Genomic DNA, 22,917 nt, shown 5'->3' on the forward strand with positions numbered 1-22,917 from the left:
GATAGGCAACCCTGAAAATCCGAGCGGATTGAGGATCGCATGGGAATAAAACCGGCGCCGATCGTGTCTCATGTCTGGCAACGCAATCAAGCGTGCCCAACACGTGAGGAGAGAGCCCATGAAATCCGCAACGATGCTGATCGCATTTGCCATTGCATCCGCCGCCACAACGTCCGCATTTGCGGCCCCGCCCGTCAAGGCCGTAAAGTCCACCAAGGGCGAGGTTCTTGCCGGCGAAAACGGCATGACTCTCTACACGTTCAAGAAGGACAAGATGGGCGTTTCCAATTGCTACGACGACTGCGCCAAGAACTGGCCGCCGCTGATGGCCGCTAGCGGTGCGAAGCCTGAGGGTGCATATTCGATTGTCGAACGAAAAGACGGCAGCAAGCAGTGGGCCAAGGACGGCATGCCGCTCTATTTCTGGGTGAAAGATAAGAAGATGGGCGATATCACCGGTGACGGCGTCGGCGGCAACTGGGATCTCGTCAAGCCGTGAGCGAACCGACTTGAAGACACCAGGTCACGACACGTTCGAGGGCCAGATCCTGGCCCTCCTTCCCTCGCTGAGGCGTTACTCGCGGAGCCTCACCCGCTCCGATGCGGACGGCGAGGACTTGCTGCAGGACTGCGTCGAGAAGGTGTTCGCCCGCCGCGGGCAGTGGCGGGGGTTGAACCTGCGCGGCTGGGTGCTGACGATCATGACGAACCTCTATCGCAACAGTTACCGCCAGACCGGTGGCGCGCCATTCGTGGAACTCGACAGCGCCGAGGACATCGTGTCGGTGGATCCAGCCCCAGATCCGTTGGAACGTTCGCGGCTGGAGGACGCCGTGAACAGTCTTTCCGAGGAGAACCGCTCGGTGCTGATGCTGGTCGTCATCGAAGGCTATACCTATCAGGAGGTTGCAACCGCGCTCGATATCCCGATCGGCACCGTTATGTCGCGTCTGTCACGCGCACGCCAACGGATAGGAGAGCGCATGAAGGCTGACAATGTCATTACGCTTCGGAGACCGAAATGAATGAGATCAACCAGACCGTGACCGAAGCGGATCTTCATGCCTACGCCGACGGGCAGCTTCCCGAACAAGCACGGGCGCGCATCGAGGCGTGGCTCAGTGACAATCCGGACGATGCCGCCAGAGTGGCGGAATGGACGGCACAAAATGCCGAGATCCGATCGCTTTTTGCAAGCTACGAAATGTCCAGGGATACGGACATTGAGCTTGTCACGGGCCGTAGTAAGCGCGCAAGCTGGCCGAAACGATTGGCCATGACAGCCGCAATCGCCGGCATTTTTGGTCTTGGGGCTCTGAGCGGCCACTACGGCCCGGCGCTGTTTGAAAAGCCGAATCTGCAACTGACGGAACTCGAAACGCTTCCCAATGAAGCCCGCAACGCCTTCCTGGTTTACGCCGGTGAAGTCCGTCATCCCGTCGAGGTCTTTGCCAATGAGGAGGCTCACCTCGCTACCTGGCTCGGCAAGCGGCTAGCCGTTCAGGACCTCAAGGTTCCGAACCTGCAGGAACTCGGCTTCAAGCTGGTCGGCGGTCGCCTGTTGCCCGTCGACGGCAGCCCGGGTGCGATGTTCATGTACGAGGATCAGGCAGGCGAACGCCTGACGGTACTCGTCGGGCGCAACGCGGATAACAGATCGACCAGTTTCCGCTTTGCCTCATCCGGCAATGTCGAAACCTTTTATTGGATCGATGGCGAACTCGGCTATGCCGTGACCGGCGAGGTCTCGCGCGATGTACTGAGAAAGGTCACGGAGGAATGCTACAGGCAGTTTCCGTCCTGATCTTCAGTGCAGCGGATCATTGGCAAGCTCGATCGGCTTGCCATGCGGCGTCGCCTCCGCCGCCCGCTGCCAGCTTTTCTGCAGATCGAGGATCATGTCGGCGTCAGCGACGCCGAGTTTGACGAGGATCGCAGAAAGCGCGGCCACCCAGCAATCGAAGTAGTCGCCGCCGTCCTCGGCGCGGCCGGGTTGGTGCAACTCCCGGGACAGGGTCTCCGCCCACTCGCCCCAGGTAAAGATGCCTTGCTCGTGCAGATGCACCGTCATAGCAAAGGCTTCCGCAGCCCATGGCTCAGCAAAAACCGGCTCGCCATCGGACGATTTGGGCAGTTGCGGCGATTGCGCCAGCGGCGAGCGCATCTCACACTGGCTCAAGATAGTTCTCCCAGGCATCGATCGACACGCTGAGGGTCGGATCGGCGCCTTCGCCCCAGATCTCGCCGCCACCGAACACGACCGTATAGACCCATTGTGGATTCTCGCCTTTCCCGTGCGCGTTGTCGTCAGGAAAGACAAAGGAGCCCTGAATCGCTTCCACCACACCGGATTTTGAACGGGCATAGCGCGGCAGCCGCGTATGTGTCGTCGGGCTGAAATTTCTGGTTCGGACCCTGTCACCTTCTGAGAAGCGGGGCGGGATCGCCACCGGTCGGTCACAAGGACCGCCCTTGGCGATCACGCCCGCGACCATGTCTGCCTTGAGGACGCGCTTCGGCGTCGCTCCGTCCGTCTGCTTGTGGCCGGCATCGATCTCGTCGGCCGTCACGAAGCCATGGCGCTGCAGCAGCACCTCAAGCGCCCGCATCCAGATCTCGTAGTAGCTCGCGCCAAGATAATTCGCTGGCGGGATGCTTTCGCGGGCATGCCGGCTCTCGTCGATATTCCAGGCGCCAAACGCACCGCTGGAAAGCGTAAGTCCAAGCGCCCGTTTCTCCCACTGCGCATGGAAATACGGCTCGTTCTTCTCGGGCGCGACTGGGCCGAAGCCCATCTGACCGCCAAGGTCGTGAGGGCCGTTCATGGCGCAACTCCCGCCACAGCCGCGAGACCCGTCCCGATCATCGCGTCGCGGCTGACGAGACCGGCAAGCTGCTCCTCGCTCCACCCTTCTGTGCCTTCCGGTCGCTCGGGAATGACCAGATAACGCAGCTCCGCAGTCGAATCCCAAACGCGGATCTTCTTATTCTCCGGCAACATCACGCCGAATTCAGCCAGCACGCCGCGCGGATCGATGACCGCCCGCGAGCGATAGGCGGGGGCCTTGTACCAGACCGGCGGCAGGCCAAGCACGGACCACGGATAACAGGAGCAAAGCGTGCAGACGACGAGATTGTGCGTATCGGCGGTGTTGAACACCGCGCGCATATGCTCACCCTGACGGCCGGTATAGCCGAGGCTCGCGATGGCGGTCGTCGCATCACGCCGCAACCCCTCGGCAAATTCAGGATCGCTCCAGGCCCTGGCAACGACGCGCGCCCCGTTGCGCGGGCCGACTTTCGTCTCGTAGGTCTCCACGATCGCATCGATAGCCGCCGGATCGATCAGCCCCTTCTCCGTCAGGACCGTCTCAAGCGCCTTCACCCGCGCATGCATGTCGGTGTAGCGGTTATCGTGGTCGTGATGGTGATCGTCGTCGTGCACGAGATATCCTCCTCCGCCAATCTGCGGCTATCTTTAGGCTCTTGCTTGGGTCTCGCCAAGACATTCTATGCCGATGCAACTTTTCGGTTAAGTTCGATGCCATGAACATCCTGATTCTCGGTGCGACAGGCTTTATCGGTTCGGCGACAGCAGCCCGCCTGCTGGCGGATGGGCATCGTGTGACCGGCCTCGGACGCAACCCATCGCGCGCGCGCCTGAAATTGCCAGATATCAAGTGGATAGCCGCTGATCTGTCGAAAATGCTGCGCGCAGAAGATTGGAGCGCCATCATTGAAGGTCATGACGCCGTCGTCAATTGTGCCGGCGCTCTGCAGGACGGCCTTGCCGACGACCTGGCGGCGACACAACACAAGGCAATGCTGGCGCTCTACGCCGCCGCACAGCAAGCGCGCCCTCTCATTGTGCAGATATCCGCACGGACCAACGGCGCCGCCGGCGACCGACCGTTCCTGACAACGAAACGTCAGGCTGACGAAGCGCTCGCGGCAAGTGGCCTGCCTCATGTCATCCTGCGCGCGGCCCTCGTCCTCGGCCGCAACGCCCATGGTGGTTCGGCCCTGCTGCGCGCCCTCGCTGCCCTGCCCTTCAGCATCCCGCTAGTTCATGCAGCAAGTCCGATTGCAGCAGTCGCGCTTGATGACGTCGCGGCGGCGGTAAGCAGCGCTGTGGCGGGACAGTTCCCATCCGGCGCTGACGCGGATCTCGCATCGACCGAGCAATTGACGCTCGCCAAACTCGTCACCCTCCACCGGCAATGGCTGGGTTTGCCGCACGCAAATGTGGTTTGCCTGCCCGCCATCGCTTCAAGGCCGGTCACCTGGCTCGCAGACGCTGCCGGTCGCCTTGGATGGCGTTCACCCTTGCGCTCCACAGCCATGGCCGTCATGGCTGAAGGCATCCAACCAAGCGCCGGCAGTGACCCTGGTATTGCTACAGCGTCGGCGCGGGACATCCTGCGCATGAACCCGGTCGGCGTGCAGGATCTTTGGTTTGCCAGGCTCTATCTCCTGAAGCCGCTGATGATTGGCACTCTGTCGATCTTCTGGCTGCTGTCGGGTTTTCTGCCGCTGCTTGATGTTCAACGTGCTGCCACACATTTCCTACCCCTGCTGCAGGCAGGCCCTGCCACGTCGCTGACCGTCCTCACCTGCCTGATCGATATGCTGCTCGGTGCGGCTGTCCTCGTCCGGCCACTCGCCCGCCGAGCCATGCACGGCATGATGTTGGTATCGCTGGCCTATCTTGCTGGTGCCACTATCGTCGAACCTTCCCTGTGGCTCGATCCGCTTGGACCTTTGGTCAAAGTCCTGCCGTCGCTCGTGCTGACGCTGGCCACCCTCGCCATTCTGGATGAAAGATGATGCTCGAACAGTTGCTGCTGCTGGCACACGTGATCGGCGCGACCGTCCTGTTTGGCACGGGCGCCGGCATCGCTTTCTTCATGGTGCTTGCACACAGGACGCGGGATCCGAAGCTGATCGCTCATGTCGCAGGAACCGTCGTCATCGCCGATGCGCTGTTCACGGCGACAGCCTCAGTTCTCCAACCGGTGACAGGCTATCTACTGGCGAGACTGATGGGCTGGGAACTGACGGAGGGCTGGATCGCCCTTTCATTGCTTCTCTACGTCTTTACCGGCCTTTTCTGGCTACCGGTCGTGGGTATTCAAATCCGTATCCGAAATCTTGCCCGCGCGGCCATCGCGGAGCGAACAGAGTTACCCGCGGCTTATTTCCGGCTTTATCGCATCTGGTTTACCTTTGGATTTCCGGCGTTCTTCGCAGTGATCGGCATCCTGTGGCTAATGCTCAACAAACCGACGATCGCACTATTTTAGCATTGGCCAGAGGCTGAGCACCAACAATACGGCCATCGTGATGTTGAACCATTTGAGCCGTACAGGATCCGACAGCCAATCGCGCAGGGCCGAGCCGAACCCTGCCCAAGTCGACACGCTCGGAACGTTGACCAGCGCGAAGGCGAAGCCGACGATCAGGACGCTCGCGAGATAGATGTCCGGGATCGTATAGGTCGTCATCGCGGTCACCGCCATGACCCATGCCTTGGGATTGACCCACTGGAAGGCTGCCGCCGACAGGAACGACATCGGCTCCACGCCGCTTTTGCCTTCGCCAAGAGTACGCGATGTCGCGATCTTCCAGGCGATCCAGGCAAGATAAGCGCCACCGGCAAACTTCAGCGCCGTATAGAGCGCCGGCACCGTATGCAGCAGTGCCCCAAGTCCGAATCCTACGCCGATCAGCAGAGAGAAAAAACCTGCCCCGATGCCCAGCATATGTGGAACGGTGCGGCGGAAACCGAAGTTCACGCCGGATGCGAACAGCATCATGTTGTTGGGGCCTGGCGTGACCGATGTCGTGAAGGCAAACAGAACAAGAGCCAGAAATGTATCCAGCGGCATGAGACCTCCCGGAGGCCCGCGGTTGGTTGGCGAGCTCAATTTGATTTAGGTCAGTATAACTGACCTAAATTCGTCATTCCACGTAATCATTGTCATGGTGACAGGATTGGTTGAAAGATTGCCGGGCCGTCCAACCTTCATCGAAAACGGAACGACCATCATGCAAGACGCCGCCATCCCGGTTATCCGCTTCCCGAACGGTATCGAAGTCCCGGCACTTGGCCAGGGAACCTGGAACATGGGCGAGAAACCTTCCGAGGCGAAGAGCGAGATGGAGAGCCTGCGGGCCGGCCTCGACCTCGGCATGACCCTGATTGATACAGCGGAAATGTACGCCGACGGTGGCGCGGAGAGGATCGTCGGCGAAGCGATCCGCGGTCGCCGCGAGGAAGTCTTTCTCGTCAGCAAAGTGTATCCCTGGAACGCCAGCCGATCGGGAACGATTGGTGCCTGCGAACACAGCCTCTCGCGTCTCGGCACAGATCGGATCGACCTCTATCTGCTGCACTGGCGTGGCGACCAGCCGCTGTCGGAAACCGTCGAAGCATTCGAAGAACTGAAGGCATCAGGCAAGATCGGCGCCTGGGGCGTTTCCAACTTCGACGAGGACGACATGAAGGAATTGCTCGGAGTTCCGGGCGGCCGCAATGTCGCGGCCAATCAGGTGCTCTACAACCTGTCGCGCCGCGGCATCGAATACGATCTGCTGCCTTGGTGCCAGGAGCGCCAAATCCCGGTTATGGCCTACTCGCCGATCGAACAGGGGCGGATCCTGCATCATCCGGAACTAATCCGCGTCGCCAAGGCCTACCAGGCAACGCCGGCGCAGGTGGCGCTTGCCTTCCTGCTGGAGCGCGACGATGTGATGGTTATCCCGAAGACGTCGAGCGCTGCCCGCGCAGCCGAAAACCGCGATGCCGTTTCGCTCGATATAACCGACGAGGATTAGGCAGCTCTTGATGCCGCTTTCCCGCCTCCGGCAAGAAAAAAGCCGCTGGAAATGCTCTGATCGCCAACGGCCTTAGATATCACTGCACGGTGACTTACATACCCTGCGAGCCGCGGTTCATCGCTGCAATGCCGGTGCGGCAGACTTCGATGAGGCCGAGCGGCTTCACGATCGCCACGAACTGGTCGATCTTCGATGACTTGCCGGTCAGCTCCAGGATGAAGTGTTCGACGGTCGCATCGACCACCTTGGCATGAAAGGCATCGGCCAGACGGAGCGTCTCGGCACGGGTTTCGCCCTCGCCCACCACCTTGATCAGCGCCACTTCGCGCTCGATCGGCCGTTCCTGACCCAGTTCGCGGGCGCGCACTGTCAGGTCGACCACGCGGTGAACAGGCACGATGCGCTCGAGCTGGGCCTTGATCTGCTCGAGGACGTGGGGCGTGCCGCGCGTCACAATGGTAATTCGCGACAGATGCGCCTGATGCTCAGTCTCGGAAACCGTCAGGCTCTCGATATTGTAGCCGCGGCCGGAGAACAGGCCGATGACGCGAGCAAGGACGCCCGGCTCGTTGTCGACGAGGATTGAAAGCGTGTGGCTTTCGGCTGCCGCCGTTTCCGGTGAAATGAAGTAGGCCGAGCCCGTCGGTTGTAGATGTGCATTCATGGTCTTGGGTTCCTTTTCCCGGAAATCAGACGAGCGCTCGGCCCTTGGCGTCGATGGCATTGGCAACGGCTTCGTCAGTCGCCTCGTCCGGCAGCAGCATCTCGTTATGCGCCTTGCCCGACGGAATCATCGGGAAGCAGTTAGCGAGATTGGCAACGCGGCAATCGAAAATGACCGGCTTCTTCACATCAATCATTTCCTGGATCGTCGCATCGAGATCAGCAGGCTTCTCGCAACGCAGGCCGACGGCACCATAAGCTTCCGCCAGCTTGACGAAGTCGGGCATCGCCTCTGTATAGGAGTTGGACAGGCGGTTGCCATGCAGCAGCTGCTGCCACTGGCGGACCATGCCCATGTACTGGTTGTTCATGATGAAGATCTTGATCGGCGCATTGTGCTGAATCGCCGCCGACATTTCCTGGATGCACATCTGGATCGAGGCATCGCCGGCGATATCGATGACGAGGCTTTCCGGATGCGCGATCTGTACGCCGAGTGCCGCCGGCAGACCGTAGCCCATCGTGCCGAGGCCGCCCGAGGTCATCCAGCGGTTGGGCTTCTCGAACCCATAGAATTGTGCCGCCCACATCTGGTGCTGACCGACTTCGGTTGTGATGTAGGTATCGCGATCCTTGGTCAACGCATAGAGACGTTCCAGTGCGTATTGCGGCATGATGACGTCGTTGCTCTTGGTGTAGGCAAAGGAGTTACGCGCGCGCCAGCGGGTGATATCGGCCCACCAATCGGCGATCTGGCTCTTCTCCGGCTTCTTCGGCAGCGCCCGCCACAGGCGAACCATATCTTCCAGAACGTTGCCGACATCGCCACGGATCGGGATATCGACGCGAACGTTCTTGTTGATCGACGAAGGATCGATATCAATGTGAATCTTCTTCGAGTTCGGAGAGAAGGCATTGAGACGACCGGTAATGCGGTCGTCGAAGCGTGCGCCGATGCAGACCATGACGTCGCAGTCGTGCATCGCCATGTTCGCCTCGTAGGAGCCGTGCATGCCGAGCATCTTCAGCCAGTTCTTGCCGGAAGCCGGATAGGCGCCGAGGCCCATCAGCGTCGAGGTGATCGGGAAGTCCGTCAGCTCGACCAGTTCACGCAGCAGCTTGGTGGCCTCGGGGCCGGAATTGACAACGCCGCCGCCGCTATAGACGACCGGGCGCTTCGCATTCGCCATCAGTTCGACAGCCGCCTGGATCTGATTGAGATCGCCCTGGACCTTCGGCTGATAGCTTTTCTGGATCGCGTGTGCTGCGGGCGGCGTATAGGTGCCGGTCGCAAACTGCACGTCCTTCGGAATATCGACGACAACTGGACCGGGACGGCCGGACTGGGCGATGCGGAACGCTTCATGGATGATGGCAGCCAGCTCGTTGACGTCCTTGACCAGCCAGTTGTGCTTGGTGCAAGGGCGCGTGATGCCGACCGTATCGCACTCCTGGAACGCATCCGAGCCGATCAGCGAGGTCGGAACCTGGCCCGTCAGGCAGACGAGCGGGATCGAATCCATCAGCGCGTCCTGCAGCGGGGTGACGGCATTCGTCGCACCAGGGCCCGACGTAACGAGCATGACACCGACCTTGCCGGTGGAGCGAGCGTAGCCTTCGGCGGCATGGCCGGCACCCTGTTCGTGGCGAACGAGGATATGCTTGATATCGTCCTGCTGGAAGATCTCGTCGTAAATCGGCAGCACAGCGCCGCCCGGATAGCCGAAGATGTGCTCGACGCCGTTGTCCTTCAGCGCCTGGAGGACGATCTCCGCTCCCGTCATCCGATTGCCTGCTGCCTGATTGTCCGTGCCCGTCATGTTTCTTTTCCGTTTTGACTGCTGGGATTTGAGTTTTGTGGTCCGGAAGCCCGAATTTCGGACATAAAAAAAGGCCCCTGAGGGAGCCTGTCATCTAGCGCATGGGTGGCTATCGCCGGATGGTTACACCATCCTGCCCATGCGCCTTCCCACCACGATAAGAGCTACTGCGATTTTCATGGGCCGAAGTGATAGACAGAAAATTTCGCATCGTCAACGCATGCCGCAATAAAAAATCGAGCAGCATCGTACCAGCCGAATGTGTGCGCGAACGGCCCGCCTGTCGCAAAAAGACTTTCTTAAACGTTCGCTCATATCCTTCTTTGCTACCGCAGGGAGTAGCCCTTTGCTGAACAAGGACTTGCACACGTCAGGCAAGGAAGGCGAGCATGACCGCCGCGATGACCAGACCCCGGGCAACCGGCTTCTTGGTCGCGTTGTTGCGTGTAGCGGCTCTCGCGCCACAATCGCCGCCGTCGCCGAAGCCGGCGGCACAGAGCTGGCAGAACTGTGGTCGGTCGGCAGGCTTATTTCCATCAGCGTCGGTCTGAACCGTGTGGTCGCCCTCGTCTACGCCATGAACACCGGCAGCCACAGCTGGGGTGAAGGCGAAGACAACTATTTCCAGATCGAAACCGAACTGCTCGGCGAAGTCCGCGTCGACGGGGATGGCCGCGAGCAGTTCTCCACCGGCATCTCGCGCTATCCCTACCTCGGCGCCGTCGCACACCGCATTCGCTCGGCCGACTTGATGCGCATCTATGATGCCGGCAGCGGAACAACGGCTGTCATCGGCAAGCTCACCCAGGACGAGAGCATTGATGCCGCCCTCCATATCCCTTCGATGCTGTCCAAGCACTTCGCCATCGTCGGTTCGACCGGCGTCGGCAAGTCGACGGCCGTCTCGCTGCTTTTGCACAAGGCGATCGAGGCCGACCCGAAGCTGCGCGTCCTGATCCTCGACCCGCACAACGAATTTGCCGCCGCCTTCCCGAAGCACTCCGTGGTCATCGACACCGACACACTCGATCTGCCGTTCTGGCTGATGAAGCTGGAGGAGTTCGCGGAGGTCGTCTTTAGAGGCCGAACTCCCATTCCCGAGGAGGTCGATATCCTGCGGGACCTGTTGCCGGAGGCAAAGCGTGCTTTCCGGGGCAGCGACAGCTCCCTCGTGCGACGGACGACCGAGAAGAGCTCTATTACCGCCGATACGCCCGTGCCCTACCGCATGGCCGATCTGCTCGCACTGATCGATGAGCGCATCGGCAGGCTAGAAGGCCGCAGCGAAAAGCCTCTTCTGCGATCGTTGAAGATGCGCGTCCTCGCCGCCATCAACGACCCACGCTACCACTTCATGTTCTCCAGCAATACGATCAGCGACACGATCATGGAGACGGTGGCGGAGATATTCCGCATCCCCGGTGACAGCAGGCCGATCTGCACTTTCCAGCTGTCAGGCATTCCGTCCGAAGTCGTGAATTCCGTTGCGTCAGTCCTCTGCCGCATGGCTTTTGAAATCGCTCTATGGAGTGACGGCGCCATCCACATGCTCGTCGTCTGCGAAGAGGCGCACCGTTACATTCCCTCCGACCCGACTCTCGGCTTCGTCCCAACGAGGCAGGCAATCGCCCGCATCGCCAAGGAGGGCCGCAAGTACGGCGTATCGCTGGGGATCATCACCCAGCGCCCCGGCGAACTCGACCAGACGATCCTATCGCAGTGCTCGACGCTCTTTGCCATGCGCCTCGCCAATGATCGCGACCAGGAGATCATTCGCTCGGCCATTCCGAACTCATCCATCTCCACGACAAGTTTCATTTCCTCGATCGGCAACGGTGAGGCGATCGCCTTCGGCGAAGCAATCAGCGTTCCGATGCGAATGCGCTTCTCGCGCGTCGACGAACGCTACCTGCCCAAGGCCAACGGCGCCAACGTGAAGGTAAGCGAAGAGGATCCTGACAACGTCGACCTGCGCAAGATCGTGACGCGCATGCGCGCCGTGAGCGGTCCCGATATTTCGGCGTTCCAGCAGAGCTATTCATCCGCGATCCCGAGCGGTCCCTATGAGGACGAAGACGACTATGGTGACGACTTCGACGAGCCGGCAGTGTCCCCCTCCTACCCATCGGTGCCAACGGCGGCCCCCTTACCGGCAACGCCGCCACTTGCCCCATTCGAGCCCTACCGCCGCGATATGCTGCCGGGTGCGGGCTCGCAACGCGAGCCTGTAGCCGCCGCACCACGCGCAACTGTCGCGGCACCGCAAACGTCTATCGACAGTCGCCTCGAAGCCCTGAGACGCGAAATCCGTGGAGAAACGTCGCCGGGACAAGGCGACAAGCCAACCGTCGCGGGAAGCATTCGCCGCGAACCCGGCATGTCCCTTCGTGACAGCATACTGAAAAAGCCTCTCAGCAGCATAAATAACAAGGACTAGTGCCGCAGGCGGTTTCTACCGTAGGCGCTCCCAGCTTTCGTCCATCTGGTTGCGAAACCAAGTCATTTGCCGCTTGGCGTATTGTCGCGTCGCCGCTGCACCCCGCTCCAGCACTTCATCGCGCGTAAGCTCGCCTCTCAACATCGCCGCAATCTGCGAGACGCCGATAGCCTTCATCACGGGCATATCGGGCGACAGCGAAAGGGCGAATAGCGCCCTCACCTCGTCCGCGGCCCCCTGCTCCAGCATCTTCTCGAACCGGCCGTTGATCCGCTGATGAAGGACAGCTCGCTCCGGCTCCACGACGATCCTGCGAGACGTCGAAGGATCGACGATCACAGGGCCTGCCTGCGCCTGGAAATCGACGATCGATCGACCAGTCGCCTCAAGAATTTCCAGCGCCCTTACGATCCGCTGCCCATCCTGTGGGCGCAGACTGTCGGCGACCAATGGATCGCGCGCTTGCAGTTGTCGATAGAGTTCCTCTGGCCCTTCCGACTGCAAGAGGGAACGGAGCCTGTTGCGCAACGCGTCCGGTATCACCGGCATATCCGAAAGCCCGCCGGTCAGCGCCTTGAAGTAGAGACCCGTTCCGCCCACAAAGATCGGTTTGCGGCCATCGGCGCGCAGGCGCTGCAGAAGATCCGTGACATCCCGCAGCCAGGCGCCCGTCGAATAGGCTCGACTCGCCGGGACGTGACCGTAGAGGTGATGCGGCACGCCTTGCATGTCCTCGTCTGAAGGTCGCGCCGTCAACACACGCAGCGTGTCATAGACCTGCATGCTATCGGCGTTGACGACGACGCCGTCGTGCTGTTTCGCCAGCTCAACGGCCAAGGCGGACTTGCCGCTGGCGGTCGGCCCGGTTATCAGGATCGCGTTCACCGCGCTCAGAAGGTTTTCCATCATGGCCCTCGTTGCCACGCTTGTTGCCAATCCGTCAAATCCTGTTCTCACGCCTCTGATTGCCGAGCAGGCATTCGACGCGGCGAATGCTTCCGGCCTCTACTGGCTTGCTGACGGAATCGCTTGCGATATCGCGCTGAGAGACGGGACGGATATTGAAGCCGCTCGAGCCAACATTCTCGCTGTCATCGGCAGCGCAGCCATAGACCTCGTCATCCAGAATGCCGAGACACGCCGTAAGCGGCTTCTGATCGCCGACATGGACTCCACCATGATCGGCCAGGAATGTATCGACGAACTCGCCGCCGAAGTCGGGCTAAAAGAAAAAGTGGCCGCCATTACCGCTCGTGCAATGAACGGCGAGATCGCCTTCGAGCCAGCCCTTCGCGAGCGCGTCGCACTTTTGAAAGGGCTGCCGGTTTCCGTCGTGAACGAGGTCATTGCCAAGCGCATCACGCTGACGTCAGGCGGTCCGGAACTGATCGCCACGATGAAATCGAAGGGACACTATACGGCGCTAGTCTCTGGCGGCTTCACCGTTTTCACCGGCCCCATCGCGAAGACGCTCGGCTTCGATGAAAACCGCGCGAACGTTCTTCTAGCAGAGAACGGCCTCCTCTCCGGCTTCGTCGTTGAACCCATCCTTGGCAAGCAAGCGAAAGTCGATGCACTGAACGACATTGCAGAAAAGCTCGGAATTTCGCCAGAAGAAGCGATCGCCGTTGGCGATGGGGCAAACGACCTCGGCATGCTGCATCTGGCAGGCTCAGGCGTCGCACTACACGCCAAGCCAACCGTTGCCGCAGAAGCGAAGATGCAGATCAACCACGCGGACTTGACGGCGCTGCTCTATATCCAAGGCTATCGGAAAACGGATTTCGTGTCATCATGACAGTGATCGCGACGACGGATCGCCTGCTTCTGCGCAATTGGACCGACGAGGATCGGCCGCTTTTCCACGAGATCAATTCCGATCCTGAAGTGATGGAATTCTTCGCCTTTCGTCGCGACCGCGCTGAAGCAGATTGGATGCTGGACAATATTCGCGATGCCATTGCGACTACAGGGCTTGGCTTCTACGCCATCGCCCTGAAGGAAACCGATGAGCCGATCGGCTTTTGCGGCCTCTGGAAACCCGAACTCGAACCGTTCCTTGCGGCCGGCACGATCGAGGTCGGCTGGCGTCTTGTGAAGCGGCATTGGGGCAAGGGATATGCGACGGAAGCGGGAGCGGCGGCACTTCACCTCGGCTTCACCCAGTTCAATTCCCCCGAGATCGTCTCTTTCGCCGTGGCGGACAATCATCGTTCCACCGCCGTCATGCGCCGACTGGGCTTGCATCACGAACCGGATCGCGATTTCGACCATCCCCGCGTTCCCGACACGCATCCGCATCTGAAACGCCACGTTCTCTACGCCATTAGCCGTCACCAGTGGAAGCAAGCAGTCGGCTGACGCCGATTGTCGACGCGCGCAAGAGACTATGGAAAACGTCGCCCCGTCTGCCATCGTCGTTGACGCAGACATGGGAAGACGGGACCGTTCAGTAGTTCCTGAAACGATGAACCCCGCGTCTTGTTATTCCATCGGCACCGCCACGAAACGCAGGTCGCCATTCGCCGACGCGATCATCATCTGTGCATTGCGCCGCCCTTCCTGCTTCAGCGACTGCACCTTCGCGGCAACAGCCTCCGGCGAGCGCATGAACTCCTGCGCCACCTCGACGATCACGTCGCCGGGCTTCAAGCCCTTTTCAGCAGCAAGCGAGCCAGGCGCGACCTCAGCGACGAGCACGCCATCAACGCTTTCGGCAATGGCGAAGGTCTTGCGCGTCTCGGCGCTGAGCTCCGAAAGCGAGAGGCCGAGTACGTTCTTGGGATTCGTTGCATCCGGCGTTGCCTGGTCCGCCTTACCCTTGCCATCCGGCATTGGCTGGCTCTGCTGGTCATCGGGCTCGTCCATATCCTGATTTTCATCAGGATCCGGATTGATCACACCCTTGTTGGAATCGGCATCGTTCGAGGCGGCCTGATCGCTATCTTCAAGGCGGCCGAGCTTCACCTTCACGGTCTGCTCCTTGCCATCGCGAAGTACGACGACGTCCACTTCCTTGCCGACCGGGCTTTCCGCCACGACGCGCGGCAGGTCGCGCATCTCATTGACCGGCTTGCCGTCGAATTTCAGAATGACATCGCCCGCCTTGATCGAGCCGTCATCGACCGGACCGCCCTTGATGACGCCGGCCACCAGCGCGCCCTTGGCGCTCGAAAGGCCGAGGCTGTCGGCAACATCGTCGGTAACCGGCTGGATACGCACGCCGAGCCAGCCGCGGCGCGTCTCGCCAAACTCGCGCAACTGCTCAACGACACCAGCCGCCAGTTCCGACGGCACCGAGAAGCCGATACCGATCGATCCGCCGCTCGGCGAAATGATCGCCGTGTTGATGCCGATAACCTCACCCTTCATGTTGAAAAGCGGACCACCGGAATTGCCCTTGTTGATGGCCGCATCCGTCTGGATGAAATTGTCGTAGGGGCCGGCGTTGATGTTGCGTCCACGTCCCGAAATGATGCCGACGGTCACGGACCCACCGAAGCCGAAGGGATTGCCGATCGCCATGACCCAGTCGCCGATGCGCATCCCACTGGAATCACCGAATTTGACGGCCGTCAGCGGTGCCTTCGGCTCGACCTTCAGGACAGAAAGATCGGTCTTCGTATCGGTCCCGATCAGCTTCGCCTTCAGCTTGGTGCCATCGGCGAAATTGACTTCGATGTCGTCGGCCCCCTCAATCACGTGATTGTTCGTGACGATGTAGCCTTGCGGATCGATGACGAATCCGGAACCCAGCGAATTGACGTTGTGGTTGCCGCCCTTATTGCCCTTCTGCTTGTTGAAGAAGTCGTTGAAGAATTCCTGGAAGGGCGAACCGTCAGGCGCGCGCGGTGCCGGACCAACGCCCTCGTCGTCCTTGACATTCTGTGACGTCGAAATGTTCACGACGGCGTTGAGAAGCCCTTCGGCGAGATCGGCAACAGATGCCGGCCCGTTCATCGGCGGCGTGCCCTGTGCGTGGACCGCGCCTGTGAACCCAATGTTAGCCAGAAGTGCGGCGCCGGCCAGGAGAGCGAGCGATCGTCTGAAGGTCGGGCGAGTCGTCGGGGCCATCAAGCATCCTCATTTCAAATAAAACGCACTCTGAGCACCAGCATAAGGCGGAATGATGGAGGGTGAAATCACCTTTTCGCGAAATCCCGCGCAATCTATCCGCCGCGCTCGCCACCATCATGTCGCAACGCAAAAAGGGCCGGCAAAGCCGCCGGCCCTTCGTGTTTTTGCAGGTCCCGATGCGCCGATCAGTTCGCCGGCGCGGTCGGCATTGCCGGCGATGGGTTTCGTGGCGCGCCGCTTGCGTCGTTGAAGAAACGGAAGAACTGCGAGTTTGGCGAGATCACCAGTGTCGTGTCCTGAGAAGTCAGAGCCGTGGAATAGGCTGCCATCGAGCGATAGAACTCGAAGAAGGCGGGATCCTTGCTGAAGGCATCCGCAAACAACCGGTTCCGCTCGGCATCGCCTTGGCCACGCAGGATTTCGGAATCACGCTGCGCATCGGCAGTGATCTCGACCACCTGCCTGTCTGCGATAGCCCGGCGGCGCTGGCCCTCTTCCGTACCCTGTGCGCGCAGGAGTTCAGCTTCGGCAAGACGCTCGGCGCGCATGCGGTCATAGGTCTTCGGCGCAACTTCGCGCGTCAGATCCGTACGACGGATGCGCACGTCCTGAATGTTGAGGCCGAGGTCTTCGGCATCGCGATGCAGATCGTCGCGAACCTCAAGCATCATCGCCACACGCTCTTCCGACAGCGCAGCATCGAAGTCGCGCAGACCGTAGACACGGCGTAGCGAAGAATCGAGCTGGGTACGAAGGCGCGCTTCCGCTGCCTCGCGATCGCCCGAGACGGTTTCGCGGAACTTGCGCACGTCTCTGATGTCATAGACCACGAAGGCATCGACATCGAAGGTCGCGCCACCGCGAACCTGGACGCGAATGTTGTCGAGGTCGAAGCGGAGTGCCTGTCTTTCGACGATCTGGACGCGGTCGGCATCCATGAAGGCAAACGGCAGCTTGAAGTAAATACCCGGTTCGGTCTTTACCGACTGGATCTGGCCGAAGCGGACAACGATTGCCTGCTCACGCGCGTTCACCACGAAGACCGAAGAGTAGAGCGCAACCAAGACGACGGCGAGGATGCCGAGAATGAGAGGAAGCCTGTTCGATGTCATGGCTCAACCTCCCTGCTGTGCCGGTTTGCCGATCTCGTTCAGCGGCAGATAAGGCACAACCCCCTGCTTCTCGTCGATCACGACCTTCTTGGAATTCTTCAGGACTTGCTCCATCGTTTCGAGGAAGAGGCGCGTCCGGGTGACATCAGGCGCCTTCGCGTATTGTTCGTTGATCGACGCGAAGCGCTGCGCCTCACCTTCAGCTTCCTTGACGACGCGGTTCTTGTAGGCTGCCGCGGCTTCACGGATCTGGGCGGCGTCACCGCGCGCCTGACCGAGCTTCTGGTTGGCGTACTGATTGGCCTCTTCGACCAGTCGCTGCTTGTCCTGGTCGGCACGCTGCACTTCTTCGAAGGCATCGGCAACTTCACGCGGCGGCGCCACGTCCTGGATCGTCACGGCGCCGATGGAGATACCAGCCCTGTAACGGTCCATCGTTCCCTGGACGATATTGGCGACTTCGGTCTCGATCGGTTGACGATTGTCACGGAACGCATCCTGGGCAGGACGGCGACCGACGACTTCGCGCATGGCGCTTTCGGCGACCTGCTGCAGGGTTTCGGCCGGATTCTCGACGTTGAAAAGATAGGCCTTCGGATCGCTGACCGTGAAGAAGACGGAGAATTGAACGTTCAGGATGTTCTGGTCGCCGGAAAGCATCAGGCCGCTCGGCGAAGAGGAGGACGTCGACGCGGCGCCTATGTTCTGCTGCTGCATCGTCACCTTGACGATTTCGACGGTTTCCATCGGCCATAGGTGGAAATGCAGGCCAGGTGTGGAAATCTCTTCCTTCGGATTGCCGAAACGCAATTCGACGCCGCGCTCATCCGGCTGGACGATGTAGATGCACTGGAAGAGCCAGAACACCACCAAAATCGCAGCGACAATGACGAGCACGCCGCCGTTGAACCCGCCAGGCACAATGTTGCGCAGCTGATCCTGTCCGCGCCGGATGATATCCTCGAGATCGGGCGGTCCGCCCTTGCCGCCCCCGCGTGGGCGATTGGGTCCTTGCCCCCATGGTCCCTGATTGTTACCGCCGCCGCCGCCCCAAGGGCCGCCGCCGCCATTCTGATTGCTCCAGGGCATCAAAACCTCGTTATTCGTTAAACTCTCGATCGCCGAACCCGCGGGGGCGGCGGATATTGGCGATCGTGACCGTTATAGGTATCGCCGCAGCTGCTTTCAACGCAGCATGAGGAACTTGACGATATTTATTGGAAAATAGTTGGTTTTCAGCGTTTAGCGCCTGTCGTAGACGACGAATCTCGTAGGATAGTTATCCTTGTCGCCTGCTGGCACATCGATCGTCTCCGTCACCTTCCAGAGCGTCGCGTCAATCGCGGGAAACGAGGTGTCGCCTTCAACGAAGGTTTCGACGTGCGTCACACACAGCCGATCGGCTAGATTGATGGCCTGCGCGTATATTTGGCCACCACCGATGATGCAGATTTCGCCCTCGCCATTGTGCGCGGCAATTTCCTCGGCACGATTGACGGCTTCGTTCAGCGAACCGGCCATGCGCACATCCCGATGGTCGATCGCAGTCGCCTGGCGCGAGATGACAACATTCGCGCGTCCAGGCAACGGTTTGCCGATCGAGTCATAGGTCTTCCGACCCATAATGACGGGCTTGCCCAGCGTCAGCGCCTTGAATCGCTTAAGATCGGTGGATAGCCGCCAGGGCATGTCCCCGTCTCGCCCGATGATGCCGTTCTTGGAGACGGCCACCACGATGGTCTTGCGAATTCCCGACATGGATGTCCCTGATCAGACCGCGATCGGCGCCTTGATGCTGGCATCGGCCTCATAGCCGATCAGCTCGAAATCATCGAACATGAAGCCGAAGATATCGTTCACTTCGGCGTTGATCCGCATGAACGGCAACGGCTTCGGCGTACGCGTGAGCTGCAGTTTCGCCTGCTCGAAGTGGTTGTGATAAAGGTGCGCATCGCCGAGCGTGTGGACGAAATCGCCGAGCTTCAGCCCCGTCACCTGCGCCACCATCATCGTTAACAGTGCATACGAGGCGATGTTGAAGGGCACGCCGAGGAAGATGTCGGCAGAGCGCTGATAAAGCTGGCAGGAAAGCTTTCCGTCGGCGACGTAGAACTGGAACAGGCAATGGCACGGCGGCAACGCCATCTCATCCACCTCAGCTGGATTCCACGCCGAAACGATATGCCGGCGCGAATTCGGATTCTTGACGATGCCAGCAACGAGATTGGCGATCTGGTCGATATGACCGCCATCGGGAGCTGGCCAGGAGCGCCACTGAGCGCCGTAGACCGGTCCGAGGTCGCCGTTCTCGTCGGCCCATTCGTCCCAGATCGATACGCCATTGTCCTTGAGGTAGCCGATATTGGTGTCGCCGCGCAGGAACCAGAGAAGTTCGTGGATAATGGAACGCAGGTGCAGCTTTTTGGTCGTCAGAACCGGAAAGCCTTCCTGCAGGTCGAACCGCATCTGATAGCCGAATACGGAACGTGTGCCGGTGCCCGTGCGGTCCCCGCGATCTGTTCCGTGTTCCATCACATGCTTCAAGAGATCGAGATACTGCTTCATCGTTTGCCGCCGATTCCGTTCCTTACCTATTTAGGCGCTTTGACCAACGAAACCAATCGCCGCGCTGTCTTTATCCCGGCAAATCTCCGCCCTGCCTGTCAGGATGCAACCCGCGACGCGCAGCACTTTGAGGTTATCGTCAGCTTCACATGTCTCCCTGTGCTCGGCGCGGGGGCGCTCCACGGGGAATCAGCACCATCAGGATACTGGCGGCAATGTCGCCGACCCCCCTTGGGGCCAGCCGCAAGTTTTGGGGGGAAATGATGGCCGAGAGCCCAGTACGATTGCAGCTACAAGCATAGCGGCGCGACGAAGTATTCGCCCAGCAGGATCAGCCCATCGGCGACTTCACATTCAATGCGAAGGTCGCCGATGTTTTCGACGACATGGTCAGCCGATCCGTGCCGTATTACGAAGAAATGCAGCGGATGGTCGGCGAGCTGGCGCAGGACTACGCCAAACCGAAGACCAATCTCTACGACATCGGCTGTTCGACGGCGACCACGTTGCTCACCCTCGACCGAGTGATCGATCCGACCGTCAATTTCATCGGCGTCGACAATGCCCCTGACATGCTGAAAAAAGCGACGCAGAAAATCCAGCATGCAGACACGCAGCGACCGATGGACCTGAAAGTCGTCGATCTTCACCAGGGTCTCTATATGGAGAACGCCAGCGTCGTAACCATGCTGCTGACGCTGCAGTTCATTCGCCCGCTGTTTCGCGAGCGCGTGATGAGGATGATCTTCTCCGGCCTGAACGATCAGGGTTGCCTGCTGCTCGTCGAGAAGTTGACCAGCGAGGATACCGCCTTCAACCGCCTGTTCATCCGCCACTATTACGACTTCAAGCGACGAAACGGTTACTCCGAAATCGAGATATCGCTGAAGCGCGAAGCACTCGAAAACGTGCTCATCCCCTATCGTCTGGAAGAGAACATGCAGCTTCTGAAGGAAGTCGGCTTTCGCAGCGTCGAGGTCTTTTTCCGCTGGTACAATTTCTGCGGCATCATAGCCGTCAAGTGAGGCTGGGCGCCAACATGAAAGCAACCATGATCCACATCGGGAACTTCTTCTTCAAATACCGTAACCAGGTGTTTCCGCTCATAATTGTCGCCCTGTTTCTGATGTCGCCGCCCCCGGCGGAAGCGTTACCGCTGAGCGTGTCAAAGACGTGATCGCGCTTTTGATCGTGTTTTCCGGCCTGGCCCTGCGGGCAACGGTGATCGGCTACGCCTATATCAAGCGGGGCGGTTTGAAGAAGCGCGTCTACGCCAGCGACCTCGTGACGGAAGGCATGTTCGGCGTTTGCCGCAATCCACTCTATGTCGGAAACATGCTGGTCTACGCAGGGGTCTTCCTGCTGCACGGCAATCCGACCGTCGTGATTGTCGGCATAGCTCTCTTCATGTTCATCTACCAATGCATCGTCTATGCCGAAGAAGCGTTCCTCGAAGACAAGTTTGGAGATGCATACCGGGCCTACTGTGCGGACGTCCCTCGCTGGATGCTACGTTTTAGCAACTTTGCGCAGGCAACCCGCGGGATGGTCTTCAATGTGAAGCGAGTAATCGCGAAGGACTATTCGACTGTCTCTGCCGCGCTGCTCGCTGTTCTCCTGATCGAGATCTACCGGGCTGCAGGTGCAGCCAATGCGCTGTCTCTGCCTTACATCTCGCTTCTCGGCTTCTTTATGGCCGTCGTGGGAGCCGCGACCGGAATGGTCAGTCTGCTCGAGAAGCGTGGTGTCTTCAATGATCCGAAAGCCATCTCCTAGAGCGGCCAGCGACCTTTTCTCTTTCCTGCTCCGTTACGACACGGTTTTGTGACGACGCCTCTTCCCATACGAAACGGAAAACACTATATCAGCCATGCCGGTCTTCGGATCGGCTATGGCGATAAATGAGCGGTGTAATAAACCTATTGGACCCGGGGGCGGTACCCGGCGCCTCCACCAAAAACCGGCGACCTTGCAATGAGATGGCCGGCTTTTGATGGGGGCGAAACAGGATCGACAAGGGTGTAAAGATCGTCTTTTTGCTCGGCATTGTACCGCCGTTATCGGGCTAAAATTGTAGTTGCAAACGACAACTATGCGGAAGCTCGTCTCGCTGCTTAATCGCGGTGTGACACTTCAAATAAAGCCCTAGTGGTTCGCACCTCTAGGCGGGGTCCGAAGGCACCTGGCAACAGAAGCCTTCACCTTCTCCCTTGCGCGCAAATCATGTATGGTTTGGTCAAGCATGAATCGGCTCAGGCCTTTTCCAGGGCGTCTTGGCATGCCATACAGCCTTGGGAAACGAGTCCGAACCTAAAGAAAGACAGGAAAGCATGGGGCAGGATCACATCCGTTACGACATTCTGGCACAGGACGCACTGCGTGGCGTCATCCGCAAGGTTTTGTCTGAAGTTGCCGCGACGGGTCGCCTGCCGGGCGAGCATCATTTCTTCATTACCTTTCTCACGGGCGCGCCGGGTGTTCGCATTTCGCAGCACCTGAAGTCGAAATATCCGGAACAAATGACAATCGTCATTCAGCACCAGTTCTGGGAGTTGAAGATCACTGAGACCACGTTCGAGATTGGCCTTTCCTTTTCGGACGTTCCGGAGAAGCTGTTTATTCCGTTCAACGCTATCCGTGGCTTCTACGATCCCTCCGTCAACTTCGAGCTGGAGTTCGACGTACCTCTCGCTGACGGCGACGAGCTTCCGGACGCCGAAATCACTGCTTATCCGGTCTCGGCCGAGAAGCCCGAGGAAACGCCAGCCAGCAAGGCGGATGGCGAGGAAAAGAAGCCTGGTTCGGTCGTCTCGCTCGACGCCTTCCGAAAGAAACAGTAAAACGAAGGGAAGCAATTTCTTCCCTTTTTTCAATTCCGATCGAGGCCAGCCGTGACCGCCGAAGTCGTCAATTTGCGTCAATTCAAAAAGAAACGGACCCGCGCCGAGAAAGAGAAACAGGCGGAGCAAAACCGCATTTCTTTCGGCCGCACCAAGGCCGAAAAGCAGCTCACGAAGGCACTCAATGAGAAGGCCGAACGCTCTCATCAGCAAGGCCGGATCGAGAAATCCGAAGACGACATATGAGCGTCTTGAGAAACGAAAAGGATTCTCGCATCAGTCAGTTGGCTGGTTTTCTGGAATCGTTTCCTCAGCACGTTGGATCGAATTCTGAAGCCTGGCGATGATCCGCAAGCACTCCGCTACTCTGCACGGCCACCGCACCAGCTTTTCCCTGGAAGACGAATTCTGGACCGAGCTGAACGCAATTGCCAAGGCGCGCGCCGTCCCGCTCGCAGCCCTGATCTCCGATATCGACGATCAACGGCAGCCGGAGAGCAACCTCTCCTCAGCGCTTCGCCTTCATGTCCTTCACTGGCTGAAATCCAAGCGCGCGAGCTAGG

25 protein-coding genes, 1 other RNA gene and 1 pseudogene are annotated in these 22,917 nt (G+C 59.7%); 15 read left to right on the forward strand and 12 right to left on the reverse strand.

The window, feature by feature from the left end; all coding sequences use genetic code 11:
• Window positions 1-118: 118 nt before the first annotated feature.
• From LPU83_RS51475 to LPU83_RS51485, 3 genes are read left to right on the forward strand one after another with little or no spacing between them, the layout of a single operon-like run.
• A complete protein-coding gene (locus LPU83_RS51475) occupies window positions 119-499 on the forward strand; it encodes a COG4315 family predicted lipoprotein (protein ID WP_024313554.1) in 381 nt (126 codons plus the stop codon).
• Window positions 500-509: 10 nt separating this feature from the next.
• Window positions 510-1,025 carry an RNA polymerase sigma factor gene (locus tag LPU83_RS51480; RefSeq protein ID WP_024313555.1) on the forward strand — a complete coding sequence of 172 codons (516 nt, stop codon included), beginning with the start codon at window positions 510-512 and terminating at the stop codon, window positions 1,023-1,025.
• Window positions 1,022-1,804 carry an anti-sigma factor family protein gene (locus LPU83_RS51485; RefSeq protein WP_024313556.1) on the forward strand — a complete coding sequence of 261 codons (783 nt, stop codon included), beginning with the start codon at window positions 1,022-1,024 and terminating at the stop codon, window positions 1,802-1,804. Before LPU83_RS51480 ends, LPU83_RS51485 begins: the two co-directional genes overlap by 4 nt.
• Window positions 1,805-1,807: 3 nt before the next feature.
• On the opposite strand, the gene LPU83_RS51490 is transcribed toward LPU83_RS51485, so the two are convergent.
• Genes LPU83_RS51490 through nthA form a run of 3 tightly spaced genes read right to left on the reverse strand, consistent with a single transcriptional unit; the run spans window position 1,808 to window position 3,397 of the window.
• Window positions 1,808-2,179 (reverse strand): nitrile hydratase accessory protein, encoded by a 372-nt coding sequence (locus LPU83_RS51490; protein ID WP_024313557.1) that lies wholly within the window; start codon window positions 2,177-2,179, stop codon window positions 1,808-1,810.
• The gene (gene nthB, locus LPU83_RS51495) at window positions 2,166-2,825 is read right to left on the reverse strand and encodes a nitrile hydratase subunit beta (protein ID WP_024313558.1); all 660 of its coding nucleotides are present in this window, start codon (window positions 2,823-2,825) and stop codon (window positions 2,166-2,168) included. The genes LPU83_RS51490 and nthB overlap by 14 nt, the downstream gene beginning before the upstream one ends.
• Window positions 2,822-3,397, reverse strand: coding sequence for a nitrile hydratase subunit alpha (gene nthA, locus LPU83_RS51500; RefSeq protein ID WP_210363634.1), 576 nt, complete (start codon window positions 3,395-3,397; stop codon window positions 2,822-2,824). Before nthA ends, nthB begins: the two co-directional genes overlap by 4 nt.
• Window positions 3,398-3,546: 149 nt before the next feature.
• Between nthA and LPU83_RS51505 the strand changes: the two genes are divergently transcribed.
• Together LPU83_RS51505 and LPU83_RS51510 are read left to right on the forward strand one after the other, a co-directional pair.
• A complete protein-coding gene (locus LPU83_RS51505; RefSeq protein WP_024313560.1) occupies window positions 3,547-4,827 on the forward strand; it encodes an SDR family oxidoreductase in 1,281 nt (426 codons plus the stop codon).
• Entirely contained in the window at window positions 4,827-5,303 is a 477-nt protein-coding gene (locus LPU83_RS51510; RefSeq protein WP_024313561.1) for a DUF2269 family protein, read from the forward strand. Before LPU83_RS51505 ends, LPU83_RS51510 begins: the two co-directional genes overlap by 1 nt.
• On the opposite strand, the gene LPU83_RS51515 is transcribed toward LPU83_RS51510, so the two are convergent.
• Window positions 5,295-5,888, reverse strand: coding sequence for a LysE family translocator (locus tag LPU83_RS51515; protein ID WP_024313562.1), 594 nt, complete (start codon window positions 5,886-5,888; stop codon window positions 5,295-5,297). The genes LPU83_RS51510 and LPU83_RS51515 overlap by 9 nt on opposite strands.
• Window positions 5,889-6,048: 160 nt before the next feature.
• Here LPU83_RS51515 and LPU83_RS51520 point away from each other — a divergent pair, with 160 nt between their 5' ends.
• Entirely contained in the window at window positions 6,049-6,837 is a 789-nt protein-coding gene (locus LPU83_RS51520; protein ID WP_051509106.1) for an aldo/keto reductase, read from the forward strand.
• Between the two features lie 94 nt (window positions 6,838-6,931).
• On the opposite strand, the gene ilvN is transcribed toward LPU83_RS51520, so the two are convergent.
• Window positions 6,932-7,504 carry an acetolactate synthase small subunit gene (gene ilvN, locus LPU83_RS51525; protein ID WP_024313564.1) on the reverse strand — a complete coding sequence of 191 codons (573 nt, stop codon included), beginning with the start codon at window positions 7,502-7,504 and terminating at the stop codon, window positions 6,932-6,934.
• Window positions 7,505-7,529: 25 nt separating this feature from the next.
• On the reverse strand, window positions 7,530-9,323 hold the full coding sequence (locus tag LPU83_RS51530) for an acetolactate synthase 3 large subunit (protein WP_024313565.1): 1,794 nt from the start codon (window positions 9,321-9,323) through the stop codon (window positions 7,530-7,532).
• A gap of 346 nt (window positions 9,324-9,669) precedes the next feature.
• Here LPU83_RS51530 and LPU83_RS51535 point away from each other — a divergent pair, with 346 nt between their 5' ends.
• A complete protein-coding gene (locus LPU83_RS51535) occupies window positions 9,670-11,760 on the forward strand; it encodes an ATP-binding protein (protein ID WP_024313566.1) in 2,091 nt (696 codons plus the stop codon).
• Between the two features lie 15 nt (window positions 11,761-11,775).
• On the opposite strand, the gene miaA is transcribed toward LPU83_RS51535, so the two are convergent.
• On the reverse strand, window positions 11,776-12,669 hold the full coding sequence (miaA, locus tag LPU83_RS51540; protein ID WP_024313567.1) for a tRNA (adenosine(37)-N6)-dimethylallyltransferase MiaA: 894 nt from the start codon (window positions 12,667-12,669) through the stop codon (window positions 11,776-11,778).
• On the opposite strand from miaA, the gene serB reads away from it, so the two are divergent.
• Entirely contained in the window at window positions 12,668-13,558 is an 891-nt protein-coding gene (serB, locus tag LPU83_RS51545) for a phosphoserine phosphatase SerB (protein WP_024313568.1), read from the forward strand. The genes miaA and serB overlap by 2 nt on opposite strands.
• Entirely contained in the window at window positions 13,555-14,121 is a 567-nt protein-coding gene (locus tag LPU83_RS51550) for a GNAT family N-acetyltransferase (RefSeq protein ID WP_024313569.1), read from the forward strand. Before serB ends, LPU83_RS51550 begins: the two co-directional genes overlap by 4 nt.
• Window positions 14,122-14,244: 123 nt before the next feature.
• On the opposite strand, the gene LPU83_RS51555 is transcribed toward LPU83_RS51550, so the two are convergent.
• The 5 genes from LPU83_RS51555 to LPU83_RS51575 form a co-directional block, all read right to left on the reverse strand.
• Window positions 14,245-15,834 carry a DegQ family serine endoprotease gene (locus LPU83_RS51555; RefSeq protein WP_024313570.1) on the reverse strand — a complete coding sequence of 530 codons (1,590 nt, stop codon included), beginning with the start codon at window positions 15,832-15,834 and terminating at the stop codon, window positions 14,245-14,247.
• Between the two features lie 188 nt (window positions 15,835-16,022).
• Window positions 16,023-16,949, reverse strand: coding sequence for a protease modulator HflC (gene hflC, locus LPU83_RS51560; protein ID WP_024313571.1), 927 nt, complete (start codon window positions 16,947-16,949; stop codon window positions 16,023-16,025).
• A gap of 3 nt (window positions 16,950-16,952) precedes the next feature.
• Window positions 16,953-18,038, reverse strand: a complete 1,086-nt coding sequence (hflK, locus tag LPU83_RS51565; RefSeq protein WP_024313572.1) for an FtsH protease activity modulator HflK — start codon at window positions 18,036-18,038, stop codon at window positions 16,953-16,955.
• Between the two features lie 153 nt (window positions 18,039-18,191).
• Complete coding sequence (locus tag LPU83_RS51570; RefSeq protein WP_024313573.1) at window positions 18,192-18,707, reverse strand: dihydrofolate reductase; 516 nt, start codon at window positions 18,705-18,707, stop codon at window positions 18,192-18,194.
• A 12-nt stretch (window positions 18,708-18,719) separates the two neighbouring features.
• On the reverse strand, window positions 18,720-19,514 hold the full coding sequence (locus LPU83_RS51575) for a thymidylate synthase (protein ID WP_024313574.1): 795 nt from the start codon (window positions 19,512-19,514) through the stop codon (window positions 18,720-18,722).
• A gap of 317 nt (window positions 19,515-19,831) precedes the next feature.
• On the opposite strand from LPU83_RS51575, the pseudogene cmoA reads away from it, so the two are divergent.
• The 6 genes and pseudogenes from cmoA to LPU83_RS51605 all read left to right on the forward strand — a co-directional run.
• A pseudogene (gene cmoA / locus LPU83_RS51580) lies at window positions 19,832-20,539 on the forward strand (carboxy-S-adenosyl-L-methionine synthase CmoA); the annotation flags it as partial.
• Between the two features lie 148 nt (window positions 20,540-20,687).
• Entirely contained in the window at window positions 20,688-21,290 is a 603-nt protein-coding gene (locus LPU83_RS51585; protein ID WP_231052281.1) for a methyltransferase family protein, read from the forward strand.
• Between the two features lie 57 nt (window positions 21,291-21,347).
• Window positions 21,348-21,717, forward strand: a transfer-messenger RNA (tmRNA) gene (ssrA, locus tag LPU83_RS51590).
• Window positions 21,718-21,844: 127 nt separating this feature from the next.
• The gene (locus LPU83_RS51595; protein WP_024313575.1) at window positions 21,845-22,354 is read left to right on the forward strand and encodes an SspB family protein; all 510 of its coding nucleotides are present in this window, start codon (window positions 21,845-21,847) and stop codon (window positions 22,352-22,354) included.
• A gap of 51 nt (window positions 22,355-22,405) precedes the next feature.
• Complete coding sequence (locus tag LPU83_RS51600; RefSeq protein ID WP_024313576.1) at window positions 22,406-22,600, forward strand: DUF4169 family protein; 195 nt, start codon at window positions 22,406-22,408, stop codon at window positions 22,598-22,600.
• 97 nt (window positions 22,601-22,697) lie between these two features.
• The gene (locus LPU83_RS51605) at window positions 22,698-22,916 is read left to right on the forward strand and encodes a ribbon-helix-helix domain-containing protein (protein WP_024313577.1); all 219 of its coding nucleotides are present in this window, start codon (window positions 22,698-22,700) and stop codon (window positions 22,914-22,916) included.
• Window position 22,917 lies beyond the last annotated feature (1 nt).

Origin of the sequence: Rhizobium favelukesii (assembly GCF_000577275.2) — a bacterium.
Classification (GTDB): Bacteria; Pseudomonadota; Alphaproteobacteria; order Rhizobiales; family Rhizobiaceae; genus Rhizobium; species Rhizobium favelukesii.

Coding starts and splice junctions, on each gene's coding strand:
- LPU83_RS51595 (WP_024313575.1), top strand. CDS start 21,845: ATGGGGCAGGATCACATCCGTTACGACATTCTGGCACAGGACGCACTG.
- LPU83_RS51520 (WP_051509106.1), top strand. CDS start 6,049: ATGCAAGACGCCGCCATCCCGGTTATCCGCTTCCCGAACGGTATCGAA.
- hflK (WP_024313572.1), bottom strand. CDS start 18,038: ATGCCCTGGAGCAATCAGAATGGCGGCGGCGGCCCTTGGGGCGGCGGC.
- LPU83_RS51605 (WP_024313577.1), top strand. CDS start 22,698: ATGATCCGCAAGCACTCCGCTACTCTGCACGGCCACCGCACCAGCTTT.
- LPU83_RS51550 (WP_024313569.1), top strand. CDS start 13,555: ATGACAGTGATCGCGACGACGGATCGCCTGCTTCTGCGCAATTGGACC.
- LPU83_RS51485 (WP_024313556.1), top strand. CDS start 1,022: ATGAATGAGATCAACCAGACCGTGACCGAAGCGGATCTTCATGCCTAC.
- ilvN (WP_024313564.1), bottom strand. CDS start 7,504: ATGAATGCACATCTACAACCGACGGGCTCGGCCTACTTCATTTCACCG.
- LPU83_RS51530 (WP_024313565.1), bottom strand. CDS start 9,323: ATGACGGGCACGGACAATCAGGCAGCAGGCAATCGGATGACGGGAGCG.
- hflC (WP_024313571.1), bottom strand. CDS start 16,949: ATGACATCGAACAGGCTTCCTCTCATTCTCGGCATCCTCGCCGTCGTC.
- LPU83_RS51515 (WP_024313562.1), bottom strand. CDS start 5,888: ATGCCGCTGGATACATTTCTGGCTCTTGTTCTGTTTGCCTTCACGACA.
- LPU83_RS51475 (WP_024313554.1), top strand. CDS start 119: ATGAAATCCGCAACGATGCTGATCGCATTTGCCATTGCATCCGCCGCC.
- miaA (WP_024313567.1), bottom strand. CDS start 12,669: ATGATGGAAAACCTTCTGAGCGCGGTGAACGCGATCCTGATAACCGGG.
- serB (WP_024313568.1), top strand. CDS start 12,668: ATGGCCCTCGTTGCCACGCTTGTTGCCAATCCGTCAAATCCTGTTCTC.
- nthA (WP_210363634.1), bottom strand. CDS start 3,397: ATGCATGCGCGGGTGAAGGCGCTTGAGACGGTCCTGACGGAGAAGGGG.
- LPU83_RS51505 (WP_024313560.1), top strand. CDS start 3,547: ATGAACATCCTGATTCTCGGTGCGACAGGCTTTATCGGTTCGGCGACA.
- nthB (WP_024313558.1), bottom strand. CDS start 2,825: ATGAACGGCCCTCACGACCTTGGCGGTCAGATGGGCTTCGGCCCAGTC.
- LPU83_RS51575 (WP_024313574.1), bottom strand. CDS start 19,514: ATGAAGCAGTATCTCGATCTCTTGAAGCATGTGATGGAACACGGAACA.
- LPU83_RS51570 (WP_024313573.1), bottom strand. CDS start 18,707: ATGTCGGGAATTCGCAAGACCATCGTGGTGGCCGTCTCCAAGAACGGC.
- LPU83_RS51555 (WP_024313570.1), bottom strand. CDS start 15,834: ATGGCCCCGACGACTCGCCCGACCTTCAGACGATCGCTCGCTCTCCTG.
- LPU83_RS51510 (WP_024313561.1), top strand. CDS start 4,827: ATGCTCGAACAGTTGCTGCTGCTGGCACACGTGATCGGCGCGACCGTC.